Below are 20,098 nucleotides of genomic sequence, written 5' to 3'. Positions count from 1 at the left end.
CCGCAGGCCGTCGTTCGCGCTCACTTGCCGTGGAAGGTGCTGCTGCAGCTCGGGGAGGGCCGGGCCGGCTCGGCCGGCGGGCAGCTGCAGCTCTGTTCATGTGACGGGGGCGGCGGGGTCCACGGGGTCCACGAGCCCGGGGTGGCCGGGGCGGTGGTGCTCGCCTTCGAGCAGTCGCCCAGCACCGTCACCGTGAACTTGGTCTTCCCGTCGACCTTGCCCGTCAGACTGCCCCGCACGCACGCCTCGCCGCTGATGCCGGTGACCGTGCCGTAGACGAGGATCTGCTTGCCGTCGGAGGTCTTCCCCTCGCAGTCCACGCCGACGGCGGTGACGGGAGCGGGCGAACCGCTGCTGCTCGCCGGGGCGCTGCTCTTCGCCTTGCCCTGGCACGTCAGATACGCCACGTGCACGCCGCTGTGCTCCAGCTGGTCCGTGGCCTGTTTGCCGGTGACGACGGCGACGCTCACCGAATCGAGCCCGCCGGCCGGTTCGCAGCCGACGAGTGCCGCGGCGGCCGCGCCCGTGAGAGCGACGGCGACGGCCGCATACCGCGCCCGTGGGACGCGTAAGCCCCTCAACGCACCCATACAGGGCAGTTTTCCACCCCTGCGGGCGCAGCGGAAGACGGCCTCCGGACGGCGACCGGGGGCCGTGTCCGGAACCAACTCCCCCTGTCCCAGGGGCCTCCCCCGGCTACCGCGGGAAGTGCCCCCAGCGGCTCCGCCGCGTGGGCGCGACCAGCCACAAACCGGCCCGCACCAGCCCACAAGGTAGGGAAACCCCCACCCCGATACGCCCAGCACCTCCATGGCCCGGCGGCCCGCAGCCCAAGACCCTTGAAGGGTGATTTCCCAGAAGAACCGCCCCCGGCGGCTGCGCCGCGCCCTGGCGACCGCTGCGGTCGTGACCGCCATCGCCGTCCCGACCGCAGCAGCCGCCGAGGCCCCGGCATCGGTGCCGGCACCGATGCCGGCCGCCTTCTCCCCCGCCGACGGCCCCGCCACCCGCTACGCGGCCAACCGCGCCACCATCACCGAGGCGGCCCGCATGGCCGACGCCCACGGCGATCACGGCCGGGCGTCCCGGCTGCGGGCGTTCGCCGATCCCGCCCGGCACTTCCTCTCCTTCGACGCCCGCGGCGGCGGCCGCGCCGTCGAGGTCCTCGGCGACCTCCCCGCGGCCGACCGCATCGCGGTCCTGGTCCCCGGCGCGGACACCACCCTGGACACGTACGACACCCGCGGCGGCACCCCGTACAAGACCCTCGGCGGCAGCGCGGCCGCGCTCCGCGACGAGCTGCGCCGCCAGGACCCGGCGGCCCGGGTCGCCGTCGTCGCCTGGCTCGGCTACGCGACGCCGGGCACGGTGAGCCCGGAGGTGCTGACCACCGGGCGCGCGGACGAGGCGGCACGCGAACTGCGCGCGTTCACCGGCTCGTTGCACCGCATCAACAAGAACGCGGCGATCTCGCTCCTGGGCCACTCCTACGGCTCCGTGGTGTGCGGCCGCGCCGCGAGCGGGCTCGCGGTCGCGGACATCGCCCTGTACGGCAGCCCCGGCACCGGCGCGGACAGCGCGGCGGCGCTGCACACGCCGGGCAGGGTCTGGGCCGGGCGCGGCACGGACGACTGGGTGGGCGGCGTCCCGCACACCAGCGCGCACCTCTTCGGCACGACCGTCGGCTTCGGCGCCGACCCCGTCTCGCCGGCCTTCGGCGCCCGCGTCTTCGCGGCGGGCGACGGCGGGCACAGCGAGTACCACAAGCCGGGTTCGCTCCCGCTGCGGAACCTGGCGCGGATCGCGCTGGGCAAGGAGCCGGTGGAGCGGTCCCATGGCTGAACCGCACGCCCTCGTCCGGAGGATCGACGCCGCGACGCCGCCCGGCCGCGACCGCGCCGTGGACGCGCTGCGCGCCGTCGCCGTCCTGGGCGTCGTGCTCGGCCACTGGCTGGTCACCGCGCTCGTCGCGGACGGCGGCGCGCTGCACGGGGCGAGCCCGCTGGAGCGCATGCCGTGGCTGACCCCGGTGTCGTGGGTGTTTCAGACGCTGGCCGTGTTCTTCCTGGTCGGCGGCCACGTGGCGGCGAAGGGGTACGCGTCGGCCCGCGCCCGCGGCACGGGCTACGGCCGGTGGCTGGCGGCCCGGCTGGCCCGGCTCTTCCGCCCGGTGGCGGTGCTGCTCGCCCTGTGGACCGTGACGGCGGCCTGCATGCTGGCGGCGGGCACGGGCCTGGAGACGGTCCGCACCCTGCTGCAACTCGTCCTGTCCCCCCTGTGGTTCCTGCTGGTGTTCGCGGGGCTCACGGCGCTGACGCCGCTGGTGCGGCGGCTGCACCCGGTGTGGCCGCTCGCCGTGGTGGCGGCGGTGGACCTGGTCCGCTTCGGCGCGGGCGGGCCCGCCTGGGCGGGCTGGGTGAACGTGGCGGCGGGCTGGCTGGTCCCGTACTGCGTGGGGGCCGCGTGGGCGCGGGGCGCCTTCACCTCGCGGCGGAGCGGCTGGGCCCTGCTGGCCGGCGGGGCGGCGGCGACGGCCGCGCTGGTCGCCTGGTGCGGCTACCCCGCCTCCATGGTGGGCGTCCCCGGTGCCGCGGTCTCCAACCTCAGTCCGCCGACCCTGGCGGCGGTGACCTTCGGCCTGGCCCAGTGCGGCGCGGCCCTGTTGCTCCGCGAGCCCCTGCGCCGCGCGCTGCACCGGCGCCCGGCGGCGTGGGCGGCGGTGGCCCTGGTGAACCTGTCGGCGATGACGGTCTTCCTGTGGCACCAGACGGCACTGATGGCGGTCACCACGACGGGCCTGCTGGCGGGCTCGTACCTGCCGGGCCTGCACACGGCCCCGGACGGCCTCGACTGGCTGCTGAACAGGCTCACGTGGATGCCCGCGTTCGCGATGGCCCTGCTGCTCTGCTGGTGGGCGTTCCGGGTGTACGAGCGGGTGGGGCCGCGAACCCCCGTCCCCGGGTAGGCGGGGACGGGGGCCGGTCGGCCGGGAACGCGTGCCCTATCGATCCCCCCGTGCTCGGTACGGCGCGGCTTCCCGTTGCTCATCAGCCTGCCGGACGGCCTGCTTCCGCGCGATAGGAAGAAGTTCCTAGGGCCCTGGGCCGGGTCCGGCGGATCTTCGTCGCGCGGCACCGCAGCGCCCCGTCAGGGGCGCGGGGAACTGCGCGCTCAGCCACCGACGGCCTGCAGCCGACGCACTGTCCCTGGGGTCCGGGGCGAAGCCCCGAGACTTCAACTGCGGGTGCGTCGTGGTTGCTCGCGCAGTTCCCCGCGCCCCTTCGGGGCGCACCGCACCCACGAGCGAAGATCCGCCGGACAGGCCCTACGCACCGGCCTTTGCGTTCACCGCGAACCACGCGCCGAAGGGGTCCCGCAGCGTGGCCTGCCGGCCGATGCCCCGCTGGGACTCCGGCGGGTGGACCACCTGGCCGCCGTTCTCGATGGCCGCGGTCACCGCCGCATCGCAGTTCCCGACCGCGAAGTACGGCAGCCAGCCGACGGGGGTCGCGTCGAGCGGCTGCATGATGCCGCCGTGCGCGCCCTCCATGCCGACGCCGCGCGGGGCGAGCACCGTGTAGGTGGCGCCGCGTTCGAGGACGAGGTCGTGGGTGTCCCAGGCGAAGACGGCGCGGTAGAAATCCTTGGCCGGCTCCACGTCGGGCGTGTAGAGCTGCGTCCACCACAGCGAACCCGGGGCGTCGACCGTCTCCAGGACCGGTCCCTCGCCGGGCTCCCGGGCGGCGAACCGGGCCCCCGCGGGGTCGGCGAGCCCGCCGGGACCGGCGTACCCGCCCGCCCGCTCCACGGCCGCGGCCGTCGCCGCCGCGTCCGCCGTGCGGAAGGACACGGTCCACGCGCCCCGTCCGGTACGGGAATCGGCCACGGCCCCCGCCACCGTCCGCCCCGCGAGCCGGAAGAGGCCGCCGGCCGTCAACTCCCAGCTCAGCAGGGCCCCGTAGAACCCGGCGGAGGCCGCGGGGTCGGGTGTGCTCAACGTGATCCAGTTCGGGGTTCCCAGGGCGGATCCGGCGCTCGTCAGCATGCGGCCAGCATGGCAGCGGGACGGGCGGACACGCCACGGCGGAGGCGGTGTTGACAGGTTGTTGACCGGAAGCCGGTGTCCTTCCTTCCGCCGCCCCCCCCACGCAGCCGTCAACGACTTGTTGACCGCTTGTTGAACGAGCCAGGACACGCTCTTATGGCAACGCTTCGCCGTTGCCCCTTTTTGCCCATGTGTCACTCAAAGAAGAGAGGCTCGTCATGAGCCCCATCAGAACCAACCGCTCGTCGATCGCCCGCCGCCTGACCGGCCTCGCAGCATCGGCCGTGCTCGCCGCGGCGGGCCTGCTGGCCACCGGCGGGACGGCGAACGCGGCCATCGACGACGCCCACACCACCATCTGGAACGACGAGCCCCTCTACCCCGGCTGGCACCTCGACAACGGACCGGCCCGGCTGATCATGCAGCAGGACGGCAACCTCGTCGCCTACATCAACGGCTACCCCCTGTGGGACTCCAAGACGGTCGGCTGCGGCGCCAAGGCCGTGATGCAGAGCGACGGAAACCTCGTGGTCTACGCACAGGACGGCCACGCATGCTGGGCGAGCGGCACCCAGCGCGGCAACCGCTCCTACCCGGTGAAGCTCCTTCTCGACTTCACCGGTCACCTGACCATCTACGGCGACAACGGCAGGGTCTGCCACAGCACGGCCCCGTACGGGATCACACTGCCCTCCTGCGACATCCTCTGGTCGTCGGCGTCCTGACGCTCCCGCTCACCCCCGCTCACCCCCTGGCCATCCGCTCGGCCATGCTCGCCAGCGACCAGTGCGGCCGGGCGGCAGCCCGTGCCGCCGCCGTCCGCAGCAGCGCCGGATGGCACCGGCAGGCCTCGGCCAGGGCGCGTGCGGCGTCCGGTTCGGCCGCGACGCGTGCCGCCCCGAGCGTGCGGACGAGCAGACCGAGCGCGTCGTCGACGGAGAAGGCACCGAGGGCGACCTGCCGGGCACCGGGGAGGAGCCCGGCCGGCGTCCGGCCGGTGACGAGAGCCGCGCAGCCGGGGTGCCGCGGGATCAACGGGCGGATGCCGTCGAGGTCCTGCACGTCGTCGAGCACGACCAGGACCCGGCGTCCGTCGAGGGCCTCCTGGTAGGCGGCGGCCACGTCGGCCTCGTCCTCCGGGACGTCCCCGCCGAGCGCCCGGACGAAGGCGGCGAGGACCCGGGCGGGCCGGACCGGCGCCGCGTGCGAGGCCTTCAGGTCGCCGTAGAGCTGGCCGTCGGGACAGGCCTCGCGCAGGCGGTGCGCCGCATGGACGGCGAGTGCGGTCTTCCCGGTCCCGGCGGCTCCCCGCACGACAGCCGTCCGCGCGCCGGACTCCAGGGCCCGGACGAGCAGGGCGACTTCCTCGTCCCGCCCGGTGAAGTCCACCGTGTCGGCGGGCAGATGGCGGGGACGACAGGCGGCGGGTGCAGCGGCGGTTCCATCGGTGATCTGCCGGTGCACCCGCACCAGTTCGGGCGCGGGGTCGAGGCCGAGTTCCTCTGCCTGCCCGCGGGCGCGCTCGTAGACGGCGAGCGCCTCGTCCCGGCGACCGCTGCGGAAGAGGGCGAGCATGAGCAGGGACTGCAGCTGCCCGGAGGGATCCGGCCCCGCGGCCAGCGCCGCGATCTCCGGGAGCACCTCGGCGTGACGCCCGCCGGCGACGTCGAGGGACAGCCGCGCCTCCAGGGCCGCCGTGCGGCTGGCCTCCAGCCGCTGCCGGATCCGCTCGGCCAGGGGGCCGGGAACGCCGTCCAGGGCGCTGCCGTACCAGAGGCCCAGGCCCCGGGTCAGCAGGGCGTGCGCGCCAGCCGGGTCGCCCTGCTGCCGGGCCGTGGCGGCGGCCTGGACGGCGTCGTCGAAGCAGTGCATGTCGACGGTCCCGGGCCCGGTCTCCAGCACGTACCCCTGCCCGGCCTGGTGCAGCGCCGCGGCCCCGTCCCCGGCCGCCAGCAGCTGCCGGAGCCGGTAGACGTGAGTGGCCAGGGCCCGCTTCGGCCGGGCCGGCCAGTGCTCCTCGTCCTCGTCCCAGACGGCGCGCAGGAGCTGCCCGGTGGTCAGCGGCCTGCCCCGGGCCGCCAACAGCGCCACCAGGACGGCCTGTTGCTGGGGCCGGCCCACGGGGGCCTCGGCGCCCCCCTGCCGGATCCGCAGCGGTCCCAGAGTCCGGAAATGCAGTGTCACGTCACGCCCCAAGCCGTGTCGCTTCGCCATTCACGCGACCCGACATCCCATCATATGTGCGTACTTCATGTATGAGCTGTGCATGTCGGGGAGGGAGCACATCATGACGTCGCACGAGGGGGCCCGCAACGGAGGCAGACCCGCCGAGGAACCCGCGCACCTGCTCGGGTTCGGGCTGCTGGGACCGGTCCGCGCCTGGCGCGCCGGCGCCGAACTCGGCCTGGGCAGGCCCCAGCAGCGCGAGGTGCTGGCGATCCTGCTCGCCGCCGCGGGGCGCACGGTGTCGGTCCCGCTGATCGCGGACGGGGTCTGGGCCGAGGCGGACCGGCCGACCAGGCCGGGCCAGTCCGTCCGCACCCACATCCACCGGCTGCGCCGCGTGCTGGGGCACTCCGCCGACGCGCCGCTGCTGGTCACCGTCGGCGACGGCTACGCTCTGCGGGTGCCCGCCGAGGCCGTGGACACCTGGGCGTTCGAGCGGGCGGAGGGGGAGGCCGCCCGGGTCCGGGCCGCGGGCGGCACGGCCGCGCAGGCCCGGGACGTGGTGGCGGGCGCACTGGAGCTGTGGTCCGCCGAGCCGCTGGCCGGCCTGCACGGCCCGCACGCGAGGGCCGTGCGCGACCGGCTCTGCGCCGTCCGGCAGTCGCTGCTGGAGACGCGCCTGGAGCTGGACGCCGAGATCGGGGACCGGCCGGACCTGCACGCCGAGGCGGGCGCCCTGGTCATCGAGTACCCGGCGAGCCAACGCCTGCGCGGCGTCCAGATGCTGGCGCTGTACCAGGCCGGCCGCCGGGCCGAGGCGCTGAGCGTGTACGAGGACACCCGGCGGTTCCTGGAGGCCGAACTGGGCCACCTGCCGGCGCCCGAGCGCAGGCCCTGCCCGGCCCTGCAGCAGCTGCACCAGCGGATCCTGTGCGCGGACCCCGCGGTCCGGCCCGCCGCCGAACCCGCCCACCTGGCCTTCGACGCGGACAGCATCCCCGAGGCCCACCGGCTGCCGTGCGGCATCGGCGACTTCACCGGCCGCGCCGAGGCCGTCGGCACCCTCACCGGGATGCTCACCCAGCCCGGCACGCAGGCCGTCGTGGTCTCCGCCGTCAACGGCGTCCCGGGCGTGGGCAAGACCACCCTCGCCGTCCACACGGCCCGCAGGATCGCGGACCGGTTCCCCGACGGGCACCTCTACGCGGACCTGCGCGGCGCCGACCGCGACCCCCTGGACCCGCAGGCCGTCCTGGCCTCCTTCCTGCACGCCCTGGGCGTGGCCGACAACGATGTCCCGGACGACGGCGACGAGCGCATCGCGCTCTACCGCTCGCTGATGGCCGAGCGCCGGGTCCTGCTGCTGCTGGACAACGCGGCCTCCGACGGCCAGGTGCAGCCGCTGGTGCCCGGGGCCGCGGGCAGCGCCGTCCTGGTGACCAGCCGCGCCCGGCTGACCGGGCTGGCCGGGGCGCAGCACCTGCGGCTCGACGTGATGCCGGCCGCCGAGGCCCTCGCCCTGCTCCGGCGGATCGTCGGCGACCGCCGCTGCGACGCCGAGCCGGAGGCGGCCGCCGCGATCGTGGCCGCGTGCAGCCGGCTGCCCCTGGCCATCAGGGTCGCCGCCTCGCGCCTGGCCGCGGAGACCGGCTGGACCCTGGCCGACATGGTGCGGCGGCTGGACGACGAGCACCGGCGGCTGCACGAGCTGGCCACCGGCGAACTCGCCGTGGAGGCCACCTTCGAGCTCTCCTACTCCAAGCTCTCCCCCGAACAGGCCCGGGCCTTCCGGCTGTTGTCCGCGGTGGACGCGCCGGACCTCGGCGTGCACTGCGCCGCCGCGCTCCTCGGCCGGGACACGGAGAGCACCGAGGACCTCCTGGAGTCCCTGGTCGACCTCAACCTCGTCGAATCCCGCCGGATGGGCCGGTACCACTTCCACGACCTGGTGCGGGTCTTCGCCCGGGCCAGGAACGGCCGCGACGACACCCCCGCGGAGACGTCCCGCGCCTTCGCCGGGCTGCTGGACTTCTGCCTGGCCACCGCGCGGGCCGCGGACGCCGCGTCGCACTCGGTGGACCCCGCCGAACGCCGGCTCATCGACGTGCCGGTGGCCGCGTCCGGCCTCGCCTTCGGCACCGCGCAGGACGCGACCGGCTGGATGCACGAGGAGATACCCGTCCAGCGGGCGCTGATCGACCGGGCCTGCGCGGACGGCGCCCTGCCGCTGGCCCAGGCGGCCGACCTCGTCGACAAGCTCAACAACGTGCTGCCCGGCGTCACCCACCAGACCGAGGTGACCGCCCAGGCCGCGCGGGTCGCCGAGGCCGCGGCGGCCCGCGGCGACCGGACCGCCGAGGCCCTGGCCCGCTACGTCCGCGGCAACGCCCTGTGGCACGCGAGCTCCTTCGCCGAGGCCGAGTCCGAACTCCGGCGCTCCATCGCGCTGTGCGCCGACGGCTCCGACGCCCGGCTGCGCGGATGGGCCCACCTCACGCTGTGCGCGGGCGCCCGCGTCGGCGGCCGAACCGACGAGGCGGTCGGGCACGGCGAGGCCTCGGTGCGCCTCTTCCGCGCCGCGGGCGCCGGCACGGCCGAGGGCACCGCGCTGGGCGAACTGGCCTTCAACTACGCCCGGCAGGGCCGGCTCACCGAGGCCCGCGACGCGGCGGAACGCGGCGCCCGGCTGGTCGGCGGGGAGCCCTCGGTGTCCAAGGCGATCGGCCTGTACTACCTGGCCCGGGTGCTGCGCCTGTGCGACGACGCCGACGCGTCGCTCCAGCGCGCCCAGGAGGCGCTGGAGCTGTTCCGCACCCTGAACGTGACGGCCTTCGAGGCGGCCACCGGCGTGCTGATGGCCGACCTCCACGTCCAGACGGGACGGCACCGCCTGGCGGCGGACGTCGCCGAGACCTTCCTGCCCGTGGCCCGCCGGACCAGCCCCGTCCTCGAGGGCAGCCTCCTCCGGGCCCTCGGCTGCAGCCTCGACCGCCTCGGACAGCACACCCGGGCCCGCACCTGCCTGGAAGCGGCCCTCGACCTCTTCGAACAGCGCCGGGCCCAGGCCGACATCGACCAGACCCGGGCGCTGCTGGGCGCCCCGTAAGGGGCGCGGGGAACTGCGCGACCAGCCCCCGACGGCCCGCAGACGACGCACCGCCCCGGGATCCGGGGCGAAAACCCCGGGACTTCAACTGCGGGCGCGTCGTGGCTGGTCGCGCAGTTCCCCGCGCCCCTGACGGGGCGCCGCATCACGCCACCAGCCCCGCCCGCCGGGCGACCCGCACAGTCGACACCCGGTTGTTCGTCCCCAGCTTCCGGTACACCTTCTCCAGGTGCCGGTTGACCGTGTGCGGCGAGATCGCCAGGCGCCGCGCGATCGCCTCCGTCGTCAGCCCCTCCGCCAGCAGGCCCAGGACGGTCAGTTCGCGCGGCGTCAGGCCGTGCCCCGTCATCACGGGGGCGGGCAGGGATCCGGCGCGCAGGCGGCGCAGCTCCCGTACGTGGTTGGCGACGCCGACCAGGAGCGGCTGGATGCGGGTGGCGAAGGCGAGTTCGCGTGCCGTGTAGTCGGCGTCGCGGCCCAGGACGATGTTGCGCAGGATGCCGTGCTCGCCGGGCAGCGGCACGCCCATCTGGTAGGCGGCACCGAAGTCGCGGCGCGCTTCGCTGTACCACTCCGTGTGCCGCCAACGGGCGCAGATCTCGCTGACGTTGACCGGGGGCCGGGGCTCCAGCGGGCTCGTGTAGAAGAACAGCGGGTGGCGCTGCCGGATCCGCCGCTGCACGAGGTCGCCCACGTGCGCACTGAGCCGTTCGGGGGCCCAGCCCTCCGCATGCCCGGTGCCGTCGGCGACGTTGCCCGCCGTGTACGTCGCCGAGTGACAGCCGAACGCCTCCAGCAGGTGGCCGGTGATCAGGTGCCAGGACGTGTCGGTGTCGCCGTTCTCCAGGACGGCGACGGCGAGGTCGAGCATCCGCTCGTAGTCCCGCGCTCTCAGCTGCACGCCCGTCCCCCTAGCTCCAGCGCCCCGTCCGCCCCAGCAGCAGGGCCGCCGCGGCCGTGCCCGCCGTGGACGTGCGCAGCACGCTCGGGCCCAGCCGGTACGGGTGGGCGCCCGCCGCGGCGAAGGCGGCGAGCTCCTCCGGGGAGACGCCTCCCTCGGGGCCGACGACGATGACGATGCGGCCGGTCTCCGGGAGCTCGGCCGTGGCCAGCGGGGTGCTGCCCTCCTCGTGCAGGACGGCCGCGAAGTCGGCCTCCGACAGCAGTTCCGCGACCTGCCTGGTCGTCATCTGCCCGGCCACCGAGGGGAAGCGCAGGCGACGCGACTGCTTGCCCGCCTCGCGGGCCGTCGAGCGCCACTTGCCGAGGGACTTCGCGGCGCGCTCGCCCTTCCACTGCGTGACGCAACGCGCCGCGGACCAGGGCACGATGGCGTCGACGCCCGTCTCCGTCATGGTCTCGACGGCGAGTTCGCCGCGGTCGCCCTTGGGCAGGGCCTGGACGACGGTGATCGACGGCTGGGGCAGCGGCTCGGAGCGCACCGAGGTGACGGCCACGTCGAGGTGGTCCTTGCCCTCGACGGCCGCGACGGTGCCGTGCACGCCGGTGCCCGCGCCGTCCGTCAGGACGATCTCCTCGCCCACCCGCAGCCGGCGCACGGAGACCGCGTGCCGGCCCTCGGGGCCGTCGAGCGGGAAGACCGTACCGGGGAAGACGCCCGTGAGAGCGTCCTCCTCGACCAGAAAGACCGGCGCTGTCATGGTTCTACTTGCTCCCTCGGTTCGACGGCGCGCTTGCCGCGCCGAGTTCGGCGACCAGCAGCTGCACGAGCTCGGCCGCCGGAAGTTCACGGGCCAGGCGGTGCCCCTGGCCCGCCCAGAGGCCGAGGGCCTGCGGGTCGCCGGCCGCGGCGGCCGCCTTGCGCAGCGGGGCGGTCAGGAAGTGCACCTGCGGGTACGCGGCCGGGGCGTACGGGCCGTGCTCCCGGACGAATCTGTTCACCAGACCGCGTGCCGGACGCCCGGAGAAGGCCCGGGTGAGCTCGGTGCGGACGAACAGCGGGTCGGTGAGGGCCCGTTTGTGCAGCGGGTGCGCACCGGACTCGGGGCAGGCGAGGAAGGCCGTGCCGAGCTGGGCGGCGCAGGCGCCCGCGGCGAGCACGGCGGCGATGTCGGCGCCGCGCATCAGCCCGCCCGCGGCGACCACCGGGATCCGTACCGTCTCGCGCAGCTGCGCCAGCAGGGACAGCAGACCGATGCCCGCGCCGGTGCCGTCCGCGTGCGGGTCGTCGTGGTGGGTGCCCTGGTGACCGCCGGCCTCGACGCCCTGGGCGCACACCGCGTCCGCACCGGCCCGCCGGGCCGCCTCCGCCTCGGCGGGCGAGGTGACGGTGACGACGGTGCGGGTGCCGGCCGCGGCGAGGGCCGCGAGGGCCTCGGGGGACGGGCAGCCGAAGGTGAAGGAGACGACCGGGACGGGGTCGTCGAGGAGGATGGCCAGCTTGGCCTCGTAGGCGTCGTCGGCGTCGCGGTCCCACTCGCCGAGCGGGGTGTCGTACCAGGTGGCCTCGCCGGCCAGCTGCTCGGCGTAGACCCCGACCGCGGCCGGGTCGGCGGCGGGCGGCTGCGGCAGGAACAGGTTGACGCCGAAGGGGCGGGAGGTGAGCGCGCGGAGCTGCTTGATCTCCTCGTACATGGCGGCCGGGGTCTTGTACCCGGCGGCCAGGAATCCGAGGCCGCCGGCCTCGGAGACGGCCGCGGCCAGCGCGGGGCGGCTTGCGCCACCGGCCATGGGGGCCTGCACGACGGGGTGCGGGAACAGGTCGCTCAGGAGAGCCATACCAACATCGTTGCACAGGCCCTGGGACGGGCCTTTCCACCGGATTCAGCGAAGTGCGGTGCGTGATCGCGCCCCGAAGGGGCGCGGGGAACTGCGCGACCGGCCACAGCCGACCCGCAGTCAACGCACCGCACTTCCCACGGAACGCCTAGCGACCGTTGAACGCATCCTTCAACCGCGAGAACAGCCCCTGCTGCCCCGGCTTGAACTCGCCCATCGGACGCTCCTCGCCCCGCAGCTTCGCCAACTGCCGCAGCAGGTCCTCCTGCTGCGGATCCAGCTTCGCGGGCGTCTGGACCTCGACGTGCACGATCAGGTCGCCCCGGCCGCCGCCGCGCAGGTGCGTGACGCCGCGCTGGTGCAGCGGGATCGACTGGCCGGACTGGGTGCCGGGCCGGATGTCGATCTCCTCGACGCCGTCCAGCGTCTCCAGCGGCACCTTGGTGCCGAGCGCGGCCGCCGTCATCGGGAGGGTGACCGTGCAGTGCAGGTCGTCGCCGCGGCGCTGGAAGACCGGGTGCGGCTTCTCGTGGATCTCCACGTAGAGGTCGCCCGCCGGGCCGCCGCCCGGGCCGACCTCGCCCTCGCCCGCGAGCTGGATGCGGGTGCCGTTGTCCACACCGGCCGGGATCTTGACCGTGAGCGTGCGGTGCGACCGCACGCGGCCGTCGCCCGCGCACTCCGGGCAGGGCGTGGGGACGACCGTCCCGAAGCCCTGGCACTGGGGGCAGGGGCGGGAGGTCATGACCTGGCCCAGGAAGGACCTCGTGACCTGGGAGACCTCGCCGCGGCCGCGGCACATGTCACAGGTCTGGGCGGACGTGCCGGGGGCCGCGCCCTCGCCGCTGCAGGTGGTGCAGACGACGGCCGTGTCGACCTGGATGTCCTTGGTGGTGCCGAAGGCGGCCTCGTTGAGGTCGACCTCGATACGGATCATGGCGTCCTGGCCGCGCCGCGTCCGCGAGCGGGGCCCGCGCTGCGACGCCTGCCCGAAGAAGGCGTCCATGATGTCGGAGAAGTTGCCGAAACCGGCGCCGAAGCCGCCGGCCGCACCCGCGCCGCCCGAGGCGGACAGCGGGTCGCCGCCGAGGTCGTAGACCTGCTTCTTCTGCGGGTCCGACAACACCTCGTAGGCGGCGTTGATCTCCTTGAACCGCTCCTGCGTCTTCGGGTCCGGATTGACGTCCGGATGCAGCTCGCGCGCGAGGCGGCGGAAGGCCTTCTTGATCTCGTCCGGCGAGGCGTCACGGCGGACGCCCAGGACCGCGTAGTAGTCCGTGGCCACTTACGACTCCGCCAGGATCTGTCCGACGTAACGTGCCACTGCGCGTACCGCTCCCATCGTTCCGGGGTAGTCCATGCGGGTCGGTCCGACCACGCCGAGTTTGGCGACTGCCTCGTCGCCCGAACCGTAGCCGACGGCGACCACCGATGTGGAGTTCAGTCCCTCGTGGGCAATCTCATGACCGATGCGCACGGTCATCCTCGAGTCCTTGGCCTCGCCGAGCAGCTTGAGCAGCACGACCTGCTCCTCCAACGCCTCCAGCACGGGCCGGATCGTCAGCGGGAAGTCATGACCGAAACGAGTGAGATTGGCAGTGCCGCCGATCATCAGCCGTTCCTCGGTCTCCTCGACGAGGGTCTCCAGCAGGGTCGCGAGCACCGTGGAAACGGTTCCGCGGTCGTCCTGCTCGAAGGACTCGGGAAGGTCCTGCACCAGCGGCGGCACATCGGTGAACCGCCGCCCCACGACCCGGCTGTTGAGCCGCGCCCGAAGATCCGCCAGCGCGTTCTCGCCAAAGGGCGCCGGGCAGTCGACCATGCGCTGCTCGACGCGCCCGGTGTCCGTGATGAGCACGAGCATGATGCGGGCGGGAGCCAGCGAGAGCAGCTCCACGTGCCGCACGGTCGAACGGGTCAGCGAGGGGTACTGCACCACCGCGACCTGCCGGGTGAGCTGCGCGAGCAGCCGCACCGTGCGGGCCACGACGTCGTCGAGGTCGACGGCGTCGTCCAGGAAGTTCTGGATGGCGCGCCGCTCCGCCGTCGACAGGGGCTTGACGCCCGCGAGCTTGTCGACGAAGAGGCGGTAGCCCTTGTCGGTGGGGATCCGGCCGGCGCTGGTGTGGGGCTGGGCGATGAAGCCCTCGTCCTCCAGGGCGGCCATGTCGTTGCGCACGGTGGCCGGGGAGACGCCCAGCCGGTGCCGCTCGGTGAGGGCCTTGGAGCCCACGGGCTCCTCGGTGCCCACGTAGTCCTGGACGATGGCGCGCAGTACCTCAAGCCTGCGTTCACTCAGCACCGCGCGCACCTCCAGTCAGTGGTCCAGCCGTCTTGCGGGTTCTGCGAGGATCACGGGGGGGCTCTCGGAGCCCGTTCCCCTGGCACTCCATGGTCACGAGTGCCAGATCCCTTCAGCCAGTGTACGGCCGGGCACCACGACCGGGGCAAGGGCCGTCCCCGCCGCGCGCCCGGAGGCCGGGCAACGGTACCGCGCTCCGGCTACCGTCGCGGCATGGGAACTCAAGGGGAACCGGGCGCCGCGGAGGCGCACTGGGAACGGCTCGCGCCGGGCGTCGCCCGCCGCAGAATGCCGGGCTGGGACGAGACCATCGGGGCGATCGCGGGACGTACGGGCGTGCTCGTCGTCGACACCGGGGCCACGCTGCGGGCGGGGGCGGAGATCCGGCGCGAGGTGACGGAACTGTTCGGCCTGCCCGTGACGCACGTCGCGCTCACGCATCCGCATTTCGATCACGTGCTGGGCACGGCTGCGTTTTTGGGGTTCTCGGGCTTGAAGGTGTACGGGGCCGTGGGCCTCGACGAACTGATGCAGCGCGAGCGGGAGGCGATGCGGCGCACCGCGGAACGGCACGGGGTGGACCCCGAGGAGGCGGCCGAGGCCGCGGACCTGCTCGTCCTGCCGCACCACCTGGTCTCGGGCGAGGTCGCGGTGGACCTGGACGGGGACGGGGACGGACAGCAGGTGCTGCTGGCCAACGTCGGTCCCGGGCACACCGCCCACGACCTGGCCGTCCTGGCGGTCGGCCGGGACGGGGCCCCGGACATCGTCTTCTGCGGCGACCTGGTCGAGGAGTCGGGCGAGCCCCAGGCGGGCAGCGACGCCCTGCCGCACGCCTGGCCGGCGGCCCTGGACCGGCTGCTGGCGCTCGGCGGGGAGGACGCGCTCTACGTGCCCGGGCACGGGGCCGTGGTGGATGCGGGGTTCGTGCGGAGCCAACGTGACGAGCTGGCGGCGCGGTTCGGTGTCGCGTGAGCGGGGCGGTGATCATGAACCACAATGGCCCCCATGCAGAGCAAGCGGTACAGCCCTGATCTGACCCCGCCCTGGAAGCGGACGGCGCCCGCGCCGGAGGTTCCGGCCGAGCCGGACCTCGTTGTGGAAGAGGTCACAACGGGCTTCTGCGGGGCGGTGATCCGCTGCGAGAAGACGGCACAGGGCCCCACGGTGACCCTGGAGGACCGCTTCGGGAAGCACCGGGTGTTCCCGATGGAACCGCGCGGCTTCCTGCTGGAGGGACGCGTGGTGACGCTCGTCCGCCCGGCGTCCGCACCGCCCACTGCCCAGGCCCGCACCGCCTCCGGCTCCCTCGCCGTCCCCGGCGCCCGGGCCCGGGTCGCCCGGGCGGGCCGGATCTACGTGGAGGGGCGGCACGACGCGGAACTCGTCGAACGGGTGTGGGGCGACGACCTGCGGATCGAGGGCGTGGTCGTCGAATACCTGGAGGGCATCGACGATCTCCCGTCCATCGTGCGGTCGTTCGGACCGGGCCCGGATGCGCGCCTGGGGGTCCTGGTGGACCACCTGGTGCCGGGCACGAAGGAGTCGCGGATCGCGGCGGAGGTGACGGGAGACCACGTGCTGGTGGTGGGCCACCCGTACGTGGACGTGTGGGAGGCGGTGAAGCCGGCGTCGGTCGGCATCGCGGGGTGGCCGCGGGTGCCGCGGGGGGAGGACTGGAAGACGGGGGTGTGCCGGGCGCTGGGGTGGCCGGTGAACACGGGGGCCGCTTGGCAGCGGATCCTGTCAAGTGTGCACTCGTACAAGGACTTGGAGCCGGAGCTCCTCGGACGGGTCGAGGAGTTGATCGACTTCGTGACGATGGGGGGCTAACGCGGAGTGCCGGGCAGGGTCTTGAAGTCCGAGGTGTCCAGGGTGATGCCCAGCATGTCGAGGGGGATCGGGTCGCCGAACTTACTGGTGCGCTTCGCCAGGTAATCGGCTTCGTCCCCGGCGCCAACCGGCTCCGTGAGCAGCACGCACTTGGCAGCGAAGGGATCGACGATCAGGTAGGCAGGCACCTGCCCGGCCGCGTACATCGACCGCTTGGTGTTGTAGTCCCGCAGGGCGCTGGTCTTCGAGACGACTTCCAGGAGCAACGTGGCGGCCGCCGCGGGGACGAGCCGCCCGGGGCCTTCAACCGCACCTTGCTCCACCACCACGAGATCCGGCTGTGGCTCACTGTCCTCGCCCGGGATGGCGATGTCCTGAGTCTGGAGCGGCCACCAACGGTCACCGGGAATCTGCCGCAGGACAGACAGAACGATCAAGTTGTGGACCACGTCAGGCCCCGCCATCATCACGATTTCCCCCCGCAGAAGCTCGATCTTGTATCGATCGAACACCTCGGGGTGCTCGTCGATGAGAGCGATCATTTCTTCATCCACAGCGGTCATCTCCGTGGTCCTCCACATCTGCCGCGTGTATTGAGCGGCAGCCTATGGAACGAGCCTAGGCGGGCACCAAGCCCGCACACGTCAGTTCACCCGAACAGGTAATCAGTCCACCAGGTCCCGCACCACCGCATCCGCCAGCAGCCGCCCCCGCAAGGTGAGGACGGCACGCCCGTCCTCGTACGGCCCGGGCTGCAACAGCCCGTCCTCCAGCGCCCGTGCAGCCGCGGCGGCACCCGCCGACCGCAGCAGCGACAGCGGGCAGCCGTCCACGAGCCGCAGCTCCAGCAGCACCCGCTCCACCCGCCGGTCCTCCTCCGGCAGCACCTCGCGCCCGGCCCCCGGGGAGCGGCCCTCGGCCAGTGCCTGCGCATACGCGCCGGGGTGCTTGACGTTCCACCACCGCACCCCGCCCACGTGCGAGTGGGCGCCGGGGCCCGCGCCCCACCAGTCGGCGCCGCGCCAGTACAGCTCGTTGTGCCGGCAGCGGCCGGCCTCGCTCGTCGCCCAGTTGGAGACCTCGTACCAGGCGAAGCCCGCCGCGGACAGCGTGTCCTCGGCGATCAGGTAGCGGTCGGCGTGCACGTCGTCGTCCGTCATCGGGACCTCGCCGCGCCGGATGCGGCGCGCCAGCTGCGTGCCCTCCTCCACGATCAGCGCGTACGCCGAGACGTGGTCCGGACCGGCGCCGACGGCGGCGTCCAGGGAGGCGCGCCAGTCGTCATCCGTCTCCCCCGGCGTGCCGTAGATCAGGTCGAGGTTGACGTGGTCGAAGCCGGCTGCCCGGGCCTCGGCCACGCAGGCCTCGGGGCGGCCCGGGGTGTGCGTGCGGTCGAGGATCTTGAGGACGTGCTGCCGGGCGCTCTGCATGCCGAAGGAGACCCGGTTGAAACCGGCCTCCCGCAGCTCCGCCAGGTAGCGCGGGTCGACCGACTCGGGGTTGGCCTCCGTGGTGATCTCGGCCCCGGGCGCCAGGCCGAACTCGTCGCGGATCGCGGCCAGCATCCGGCCGAGGTCGGCGGCGGGCAGCAGGGTGGGCGTGCCGCCGCCGATGAAGACGGTCTCGACCGGGCGGGGGTCGTCGCCCAGCACCTTCCGGGCGAGGCGGATCTCCTCGGCCAGCGTGTCCGCGTAGTTGTCGCGGGAGGCCAGGGCGCCGCCGGAGCCGCGCAGCTCGCTCGCGGTGTAGGTGTTGAAGTCGCAGTACCCGCAGCGCGTGGCGCAGTAGGGGACGTGCAGGTAGAACCCGAGCGGCCGCTGCCCGGCGCCGTCGAGGGCGTGGCGGGGCAGTGCCCCGTCCTCGGGCATGGGTTCGCCGTCAGGCAGTACGGAAGGCATGCCCCCATTGTCCGGCATCCGGCGCCGGGCCCGTTCCGGTCCTGTTCTCAGCGTTCGCGGGCGCCCTCGTACATCTCTTCGATCAGGTTCTTGTACGCGCGCTCGACGACCGGCCGCTTGAGCTTGAGGCTCGGCGTGAGCTCGCCGTGCTCGACGTCGAGGTCGCGCGGCAGCAGCCGGAACTTCTTGATCGTCTGCCAGCGCTGCAGCCCCTCGTTGAGGCGGCGCACATAGCCGTCGACGAGCTCCACGGTCTCCTCAGCCGCGACCACCTCCGCGTAGGAGCGGCCTTCCATGCCGTGCTCCTTGGCCCAGCCCAGAATGGCGGGCTCGTCGAGGGCGATGAGGGCGGTGCAGTAGTTCCGGTCGGCGCCGTGGACCAGGATGGTGGAGACGAACGGGCACACGGCCTTGAACCGGCCTTCGATCTCGGCGGGCGCGATGTACTTGCCGCCCGAGGTTTTGATCAGGTCCTTCTTGCGGTCGGTGATGCGCAGGTAGCCGTCCGGGGAGAGCTCGCCGATGTCGCCGGTGTGGAACCAGCCGTCCGGCTCCAGGACCTCGGCGGTCCGCTCGGGCTGCCCGTGGTAGGCCTCCATCACGCCGGGGCTGCGCAGCAGGATCTCCCCGTCGTCGGCGATGCGGACCTCGGTGCCGGGCAGCGGCTTGCCGACGGTGCCGGTGCGGTAGGCCTCGCCGGGGTTGACGAAGCTGGCGGCGCTGGTCTCGGTGAGGCCGTAGCCCTCCAGGATGTGGATGCCGGCGCCGGCGAAGAAGTAGCCGATGTCGGGGGCGAGGGCGGAGGCGCCGGAGATACAGGCGCGCAGCCGGCCGCCGAAGGCCGCCCGGATCTTGGTGTAGACGAGGGCGTCGGCGATCCGGTGCCGGGCGGCGAGGCCGAAGGGCACGGACTTGCTGCCGGTGCGGCGGAAGTTGTCCTGCTGCGCCTTGGCGTACTCGCGGGCGGTGTCGACGGCCCAGCGGAAGATCTTGTACTGGGCTCCGCCGCTCTCGCGCGCCTTGCCGGCCACGCCGTTGTAGACCTTCTCGAAGATGCGCGGCACGGCGGCCATGTAGGTGGGCCGGACGACGGGCAGGTTCTCGATGATCTTGTCGACGCGGCCGTCGACGGCGGTGACGTGCCCGACGCTGATCTGCCCGGTGGTGAGCACCTTGCCGAAGACGTGCGCGAGCGGCAGCCACAGGTACTGCACGTCGTCGGGGCGCACCAGCTGGGTGGCCTCGATGGCGCGGGACATGTAGGCCCAGGCGTCGTGCCGCAGCCGCACACCCTTGGGGCGGCCGGTGGTGCCGGAGGTGTAGATCAGGGTGGCGAGCTGCTCGGGGCGCAGGGCGGCGATCCGGTCGGTGACGGCGTCGGGGTGGGCCTTGAGGTACTCGGCCCCGCGGCGCTCCAGCTCGGCGAGGGAGAGGACCCAGTCCTCGGGGTCGTCCTCGTCGGCCGGGACGTCCGCCTCGTCGATCACCACGACGTGGGCGAGCGCGGGCAGTTCGGCGCGGTGCCGACGGGCCTTGGCGAGCTGCGCGACGTCCTCGGCGATGAGGACCCGGCTCTCGGAGTCGGCGAGCATGTACGCCGACTCCTCGGCGTTGGTGCTCGGGTAGACGGGCGTGGTGGCGGCGCCCGCGCACATGATGCCGAGGTCGGAGAGGATCCACTCGACCCGGGTGGAGGAGGCGAGGGCGACCCGCTCCTCGGGCTGCACCCCGAGGGTGATCAGGCCGGCAGCGGCGGCGAAGACCCGGTCGGCGGCCTGGCGCCAGGTGAGCGAGGCCCAGTCGTCGGGGCTCTGGCCGGAGGGAGCGGGCACCGGGTGGCGGTAGGCCTCCGCATCCGGTGTGGCAGCGACCCGTTCGAGGAACAGCGTCGCCACGGAGGGCGGCCGGTTCTCGATCAGTGTCTGTGTCTCCGTCACGGCATCCTCCGGGGTCCCGCCTCGTTGCTGGTGACTCGCGAGTAACCTTCCAAACAGTGATCAGACTAAAGC

Annotated in this window: 17 protein-coding genes; 6 read left to right on the top strand and 11 right to left on the bottom strand. The window is 73.8% G+C overall.

The annotated features are described in order from the left end of the window. Window positions 1-20: 20 nt before the first annotated feature. Window positions 21-590, bottom strand: coding sequence for a hypothetical protein (locus ACMATS_RS26095; RefSeq protein WP_391151448.1), 570 nt, complete (start codon window positions 588-590; stop codon window positions 21-23). 256 nt (window positions 591-846) lie between these two features. Here ACMATS_RS26095 and ACMATS_RS26090 point away from each other — a divergent pair, with 256 nt between their 5' ends. Continuing rightward, on the top strand, window positions 847-1,842 hold the full coding sequence (locus tag ACMATS_RS26090) for an alpha/beta hydrolase (protein ID WP_414169260.1): 996 nt from the start codon (window positions 847-849) through the stop codon (window positions 1,840-1,842). Next, on the top strand, window positions 1,835-2,965 hold the full coding sequence (locus ACMATS_RS26085) for an acyltransferase family protein (RefSeq protein ID WP_414169259.1): 1,131 nt from the start codon (window positions 1,835-1,837) through the stop codon (window positions 2,963-2,965). Before ACMATS_RS26090 ends, ACMATS_RS26085 begins: the two co-directional genes overlap by 8 nt. A gap of 360 nt (window positions 2,966-3,325) precedes the next feature. On the opposite strand, the gene ACMATS_RS26080 is transcribed toward ACMATS_RS26085, so the two are convergent. After that, complete coding sequence (locus tag ACMATS_RS26080) at window positions 3,326-4,045, bottom strand: VOC family protein (protein ID WP_391151444.1); 720 nt, start codon at window positions 4,043-4,045, stop codon at window positions 3,326-3,328. A 218-nt stretch (window positions 4,046-4,263) separates the two neighbouring features. Here ACMATS_RS26080 and ACMATS_RS26075 point away from each other — a divergent pair, with 218 nt between their 5' ends. After that, a complete protein-coding gene (locus ACMATS_RS26075; RefSeq protein ID WP_390780263.1) occupies window positions 4,264-4,770 on the top strand; it encodes a hypothetical protein in 507 nt (168 codons plus the stop codon). Window positions 4,771-4,789: 19 nt separating this feature from the next. Here ACMATS_RS26075 and ACMATS_RS26070 read toward each other — a convergent pair whose 3' ends face one another. Next, on the bottom strand, window positions 4,790-6,229 hold the full coding sequence (locus tag ACMATS_RS26070; protein WP_414169258.1) for a BTAD domain-containing putative transcriptional regulator: 1,440 nt from the start codon (window positions 6,227-6,229) through the stop codon (window positions 4,790-4,792). 103 nt (window positions 6,230-6,332) lie between these two features. Here ACMATS_RS26070 and ACMATS_RS26065 point away from each other — a divergent pair, with 103 nt between their 5' ends. Then, window positions 6,333-9,317, top strand: coding sequence for a BTAD domain-containing putative transcriptional regulator (locus ACMATS_RS26065; protein ID WP_414169257.1), 2,985 nt, complete (start codon window positions 6,333-6,335; stop codon window positions 9,315-9,317). A gap of 145 nt (window positions 9,318-9,462) precedes the next feature. On the opposite strand, the gene ACMATS_RS26060 is transcribed toward ACMATS_RS26065, so the two are convergent. The 5 genes from ACMATS_RS26060 to hrcA all read right to left on the bottom strand — a co-directional run bounded on the left by ACMATS_RS26060 (window position 9,463) and on the right by hrcA (window position 14,358). Beyond that, on the bottom strand, window positions 9,463-10,218 hold the full coding sequence (locus ACMATS_RS26060; RefSeq protein WP_414169256.1) for a response regulator transcription factor: 756 nt from the start codon (window positions 10,216-10,218) through the stop codon (window positions 9,463-9,465). A gap of 10 nt (window positions 10,219-10,228) precedes the next feature. Next, window positions 10,229-10,978, bottom strand: coding sequence for a 16S rRNA (uracil(1498)-N(3))-methyltransferase (locus tag ACMATS_RS26055; RefSeq protein ID WP_414169255.1), 750 nt, complete (start codon window positions 10,976-10,978; stop codon window positions 10,229-10,231). 4 nt (window positions 10,979-10,982) lie between these two features. Further along, window positions 10,983-12,056, bottom strand: coding sequence for a nitronate monooxygenase (locus ACMATS_RS26050; RefSeq protein WP_391151439.1), 1,074 nt, complete (start codon window positions 12,054-12,056; stop codon window positions 10,983-10,985). A 148-nt stretch (window positions 12,057-12,204) separates the two neighbouring features. After that, window positions 12,205-13,341 carry a molecular chaperone DnaJ gene (gene dnaJ / locus ACMATS_RS26045; RefSeq protein WP_390780257.1) on the bottom strand — a complete coding sequence of 379 codons (1,137 nt, stop codon included), beginning with the start codon at window positions 13,339-13,341 and terminating at the stop codon, window positions 12,205-12,207. After that, window positions 13,342-14,358, bottom strand: coding sequence for a heat-inducible transcriptional repressor HrcA (gene hrcA / locus ACMATS_RS26040; protein WP_390780256.1), 1,017 nt, complete (start codon window positions 14,356-14,358; stop codon window positions 13,342-13,344). Window positions 14,359-14,571: 213 nt separating this feature from the next. On the opposite strand from hrcA, the gene ACMATS_RS26035 reads away from it, so the two are divergent. Both ACMATS_RS26035 and ACMATS_RS26030 read left to right on the top strand, forming a co-directional pair. Further along, window positions 14,572-15,333 carry an MBL fold metallo-hydrolase gene (locus tag ACMATS_RS26035; protein ID WP_414169254.1) on the top strand — a complete coding sequence of 254 codons (762 nt, stop codon included), beginning with the start codon at window positions 14,572-14,574 and terminating at the stop codon, window positions 15,331-15,333. A 33-nt stretch (window positions 15,334-15,366) separates the two neighbouring features. Further along, window positions 15,367-16,191, top strand: a complete 825-nt coding sequence (locus ACMATS_RS26030) for a DUF3097 domain-containing protein (RefSeq protein ID WP_414169253.1) — start codon at window positions 15,367-15,369, stop codon at window positions 16,189-16,191. Here ACMATS_RS26030 and ACMATS_RS26025 read toward each other — a convergent pair. The 3 genes from ACMATS_RS26025 to ACMATS_RS26015 form a co-directional block, all read right to left on the bottom strand. Next, complete coding sequence (locus ACMATS_RS26025; RefSeq protein WP_390780253.1) at window positions 16,188-16,754, bottom strand: Uma2 family endonuclease; 567 nt, start codon at window positions 16,752-16,754, stop codon at window positions 16,188-16,190. The genes ACMATS_RS26030 and ACMATS_RS26025 overlap by 4 nt on opposite strands. 102 nt (window positions 16,755-16,856) lie before the next feature. Next, the gene (hemW, locus tag ACMATS_RS26020) at window positions 16,857-18,089 is read right to left on the bottom strand and encodes a radical SAM family heme chaperone HemW (protein ID WP_414169252.1); all 1,233 of its coding nucleotides are present in this window, start codon (window positions 18,087-18,089) and stop codon (window positions 16,857-16,859) included. Window positions 18,090-18,136: 47 nt separating this feature from the next. Beyond that, the gene (locus ACMATS_RS26015; RefSeq protein WP_414169251.1) at window positions 18,137-20,026 is read right to left on the bottom strand and encodes an AMP-dependent synthetase/ligase; all 1,890 of its coding nucleotides are present in this window, start codon (window positions 20,024-20,026) and stop codon (window positions 18,137-18,139) included. Window positions 20,027-20,098 lie beyond the last annotated feature (72 nt).

Origin of the sequence: Streptoverticillium reticulum, assembly GCF_047456005.1 — a bacterium.
GTDB lineage: Bacteria > Actinomycetota > Actinomycetes > Streptomycetales > Streptomycetaceae > Streptomyces > Streptomyces reticulum.
The sequence above is the reverse complement of the archived record's forward strand: the minus strand, read 5'-3'. Positions and strand labels throughout refer to the sequence as shown.

Coding starts and splice junctions, on each gene's coding strand:
- ACMATS_RS26080 (WP_391151444.1), bottom strand. CDS start 4,045: ATGCTGACGAGCGCCGGATCCGCCCTGGGAACCCCGAACTGGATCACG.
- ACMATS_RS26030 (WP_414169253.1), top strand. CDS start 15,367: ATGCAGAGCAAGCGGTACAGCCCTGATCTGACCCCGCCCTGGAAGCGG.
- ACMATS_RS26050 (WP_391151439.1), bottom strand. CDS start 12,056: ATGGCTCTCCTGAGCGACCTGTTCCCGCACCCCGTCGTGCAGGCCCCC.
- ACMATS_RS26055 (WP_414169255.1), bottom strand. CDS start 10,978: ATGACAGCGCCGGTCTTTCTGGTCGAGGAGGACGCTCTCACGGGCGTC.
- ACMATS_RS26095 (WP_391151448.1), bottom strand. CDS start 590: ATGGGTGCGTTGAGGGGCTTACGCGTCCCACGGGCGCGGTATGCGGCC.
- ACMATS_RS26025 (WP_390780253.1), bottom strand. CDS start 16,754: ATGACCGCTGTGGATGAAGAAATGATCGCTCTCATCGACGAGCACCCC.
- ACMATS_RS26065 (WP_414169257.1), top strand. CDS start 6,333: ATGACGTCGCACGAGGGGGCCCGCAACGGAGGCAGACCCGCCGAGGAA.
- ACMATS_RS26035 (WP_414169254.1), top strand. CDS start 14,572: ATGGGAACTCAAGGGGAACCGGGCGCCGCGGAGGCGCACTGGGAACGG.
- hemW (WP_414169252.1), bottom strand. CDS start 18,089: ATGCCTTCCGTACTGCCTGACGGCGAACCCATGCCCGAGGACGGGGCA.
- ACMATS_RS26075 (WP_390780263.1), top strand. CDS start 4,264: ATGAGCCCCATCAGAACCAACCGCTCGTCGATCGCCCGCCGCCTGACC.
- ACMATS_RS26085 (WP_414169259.1), top strand. CDS start 1,835: ATGGCTGAACCGCACGCCCTCGTCCGGAGGATCGACGCCGCGACGCCG.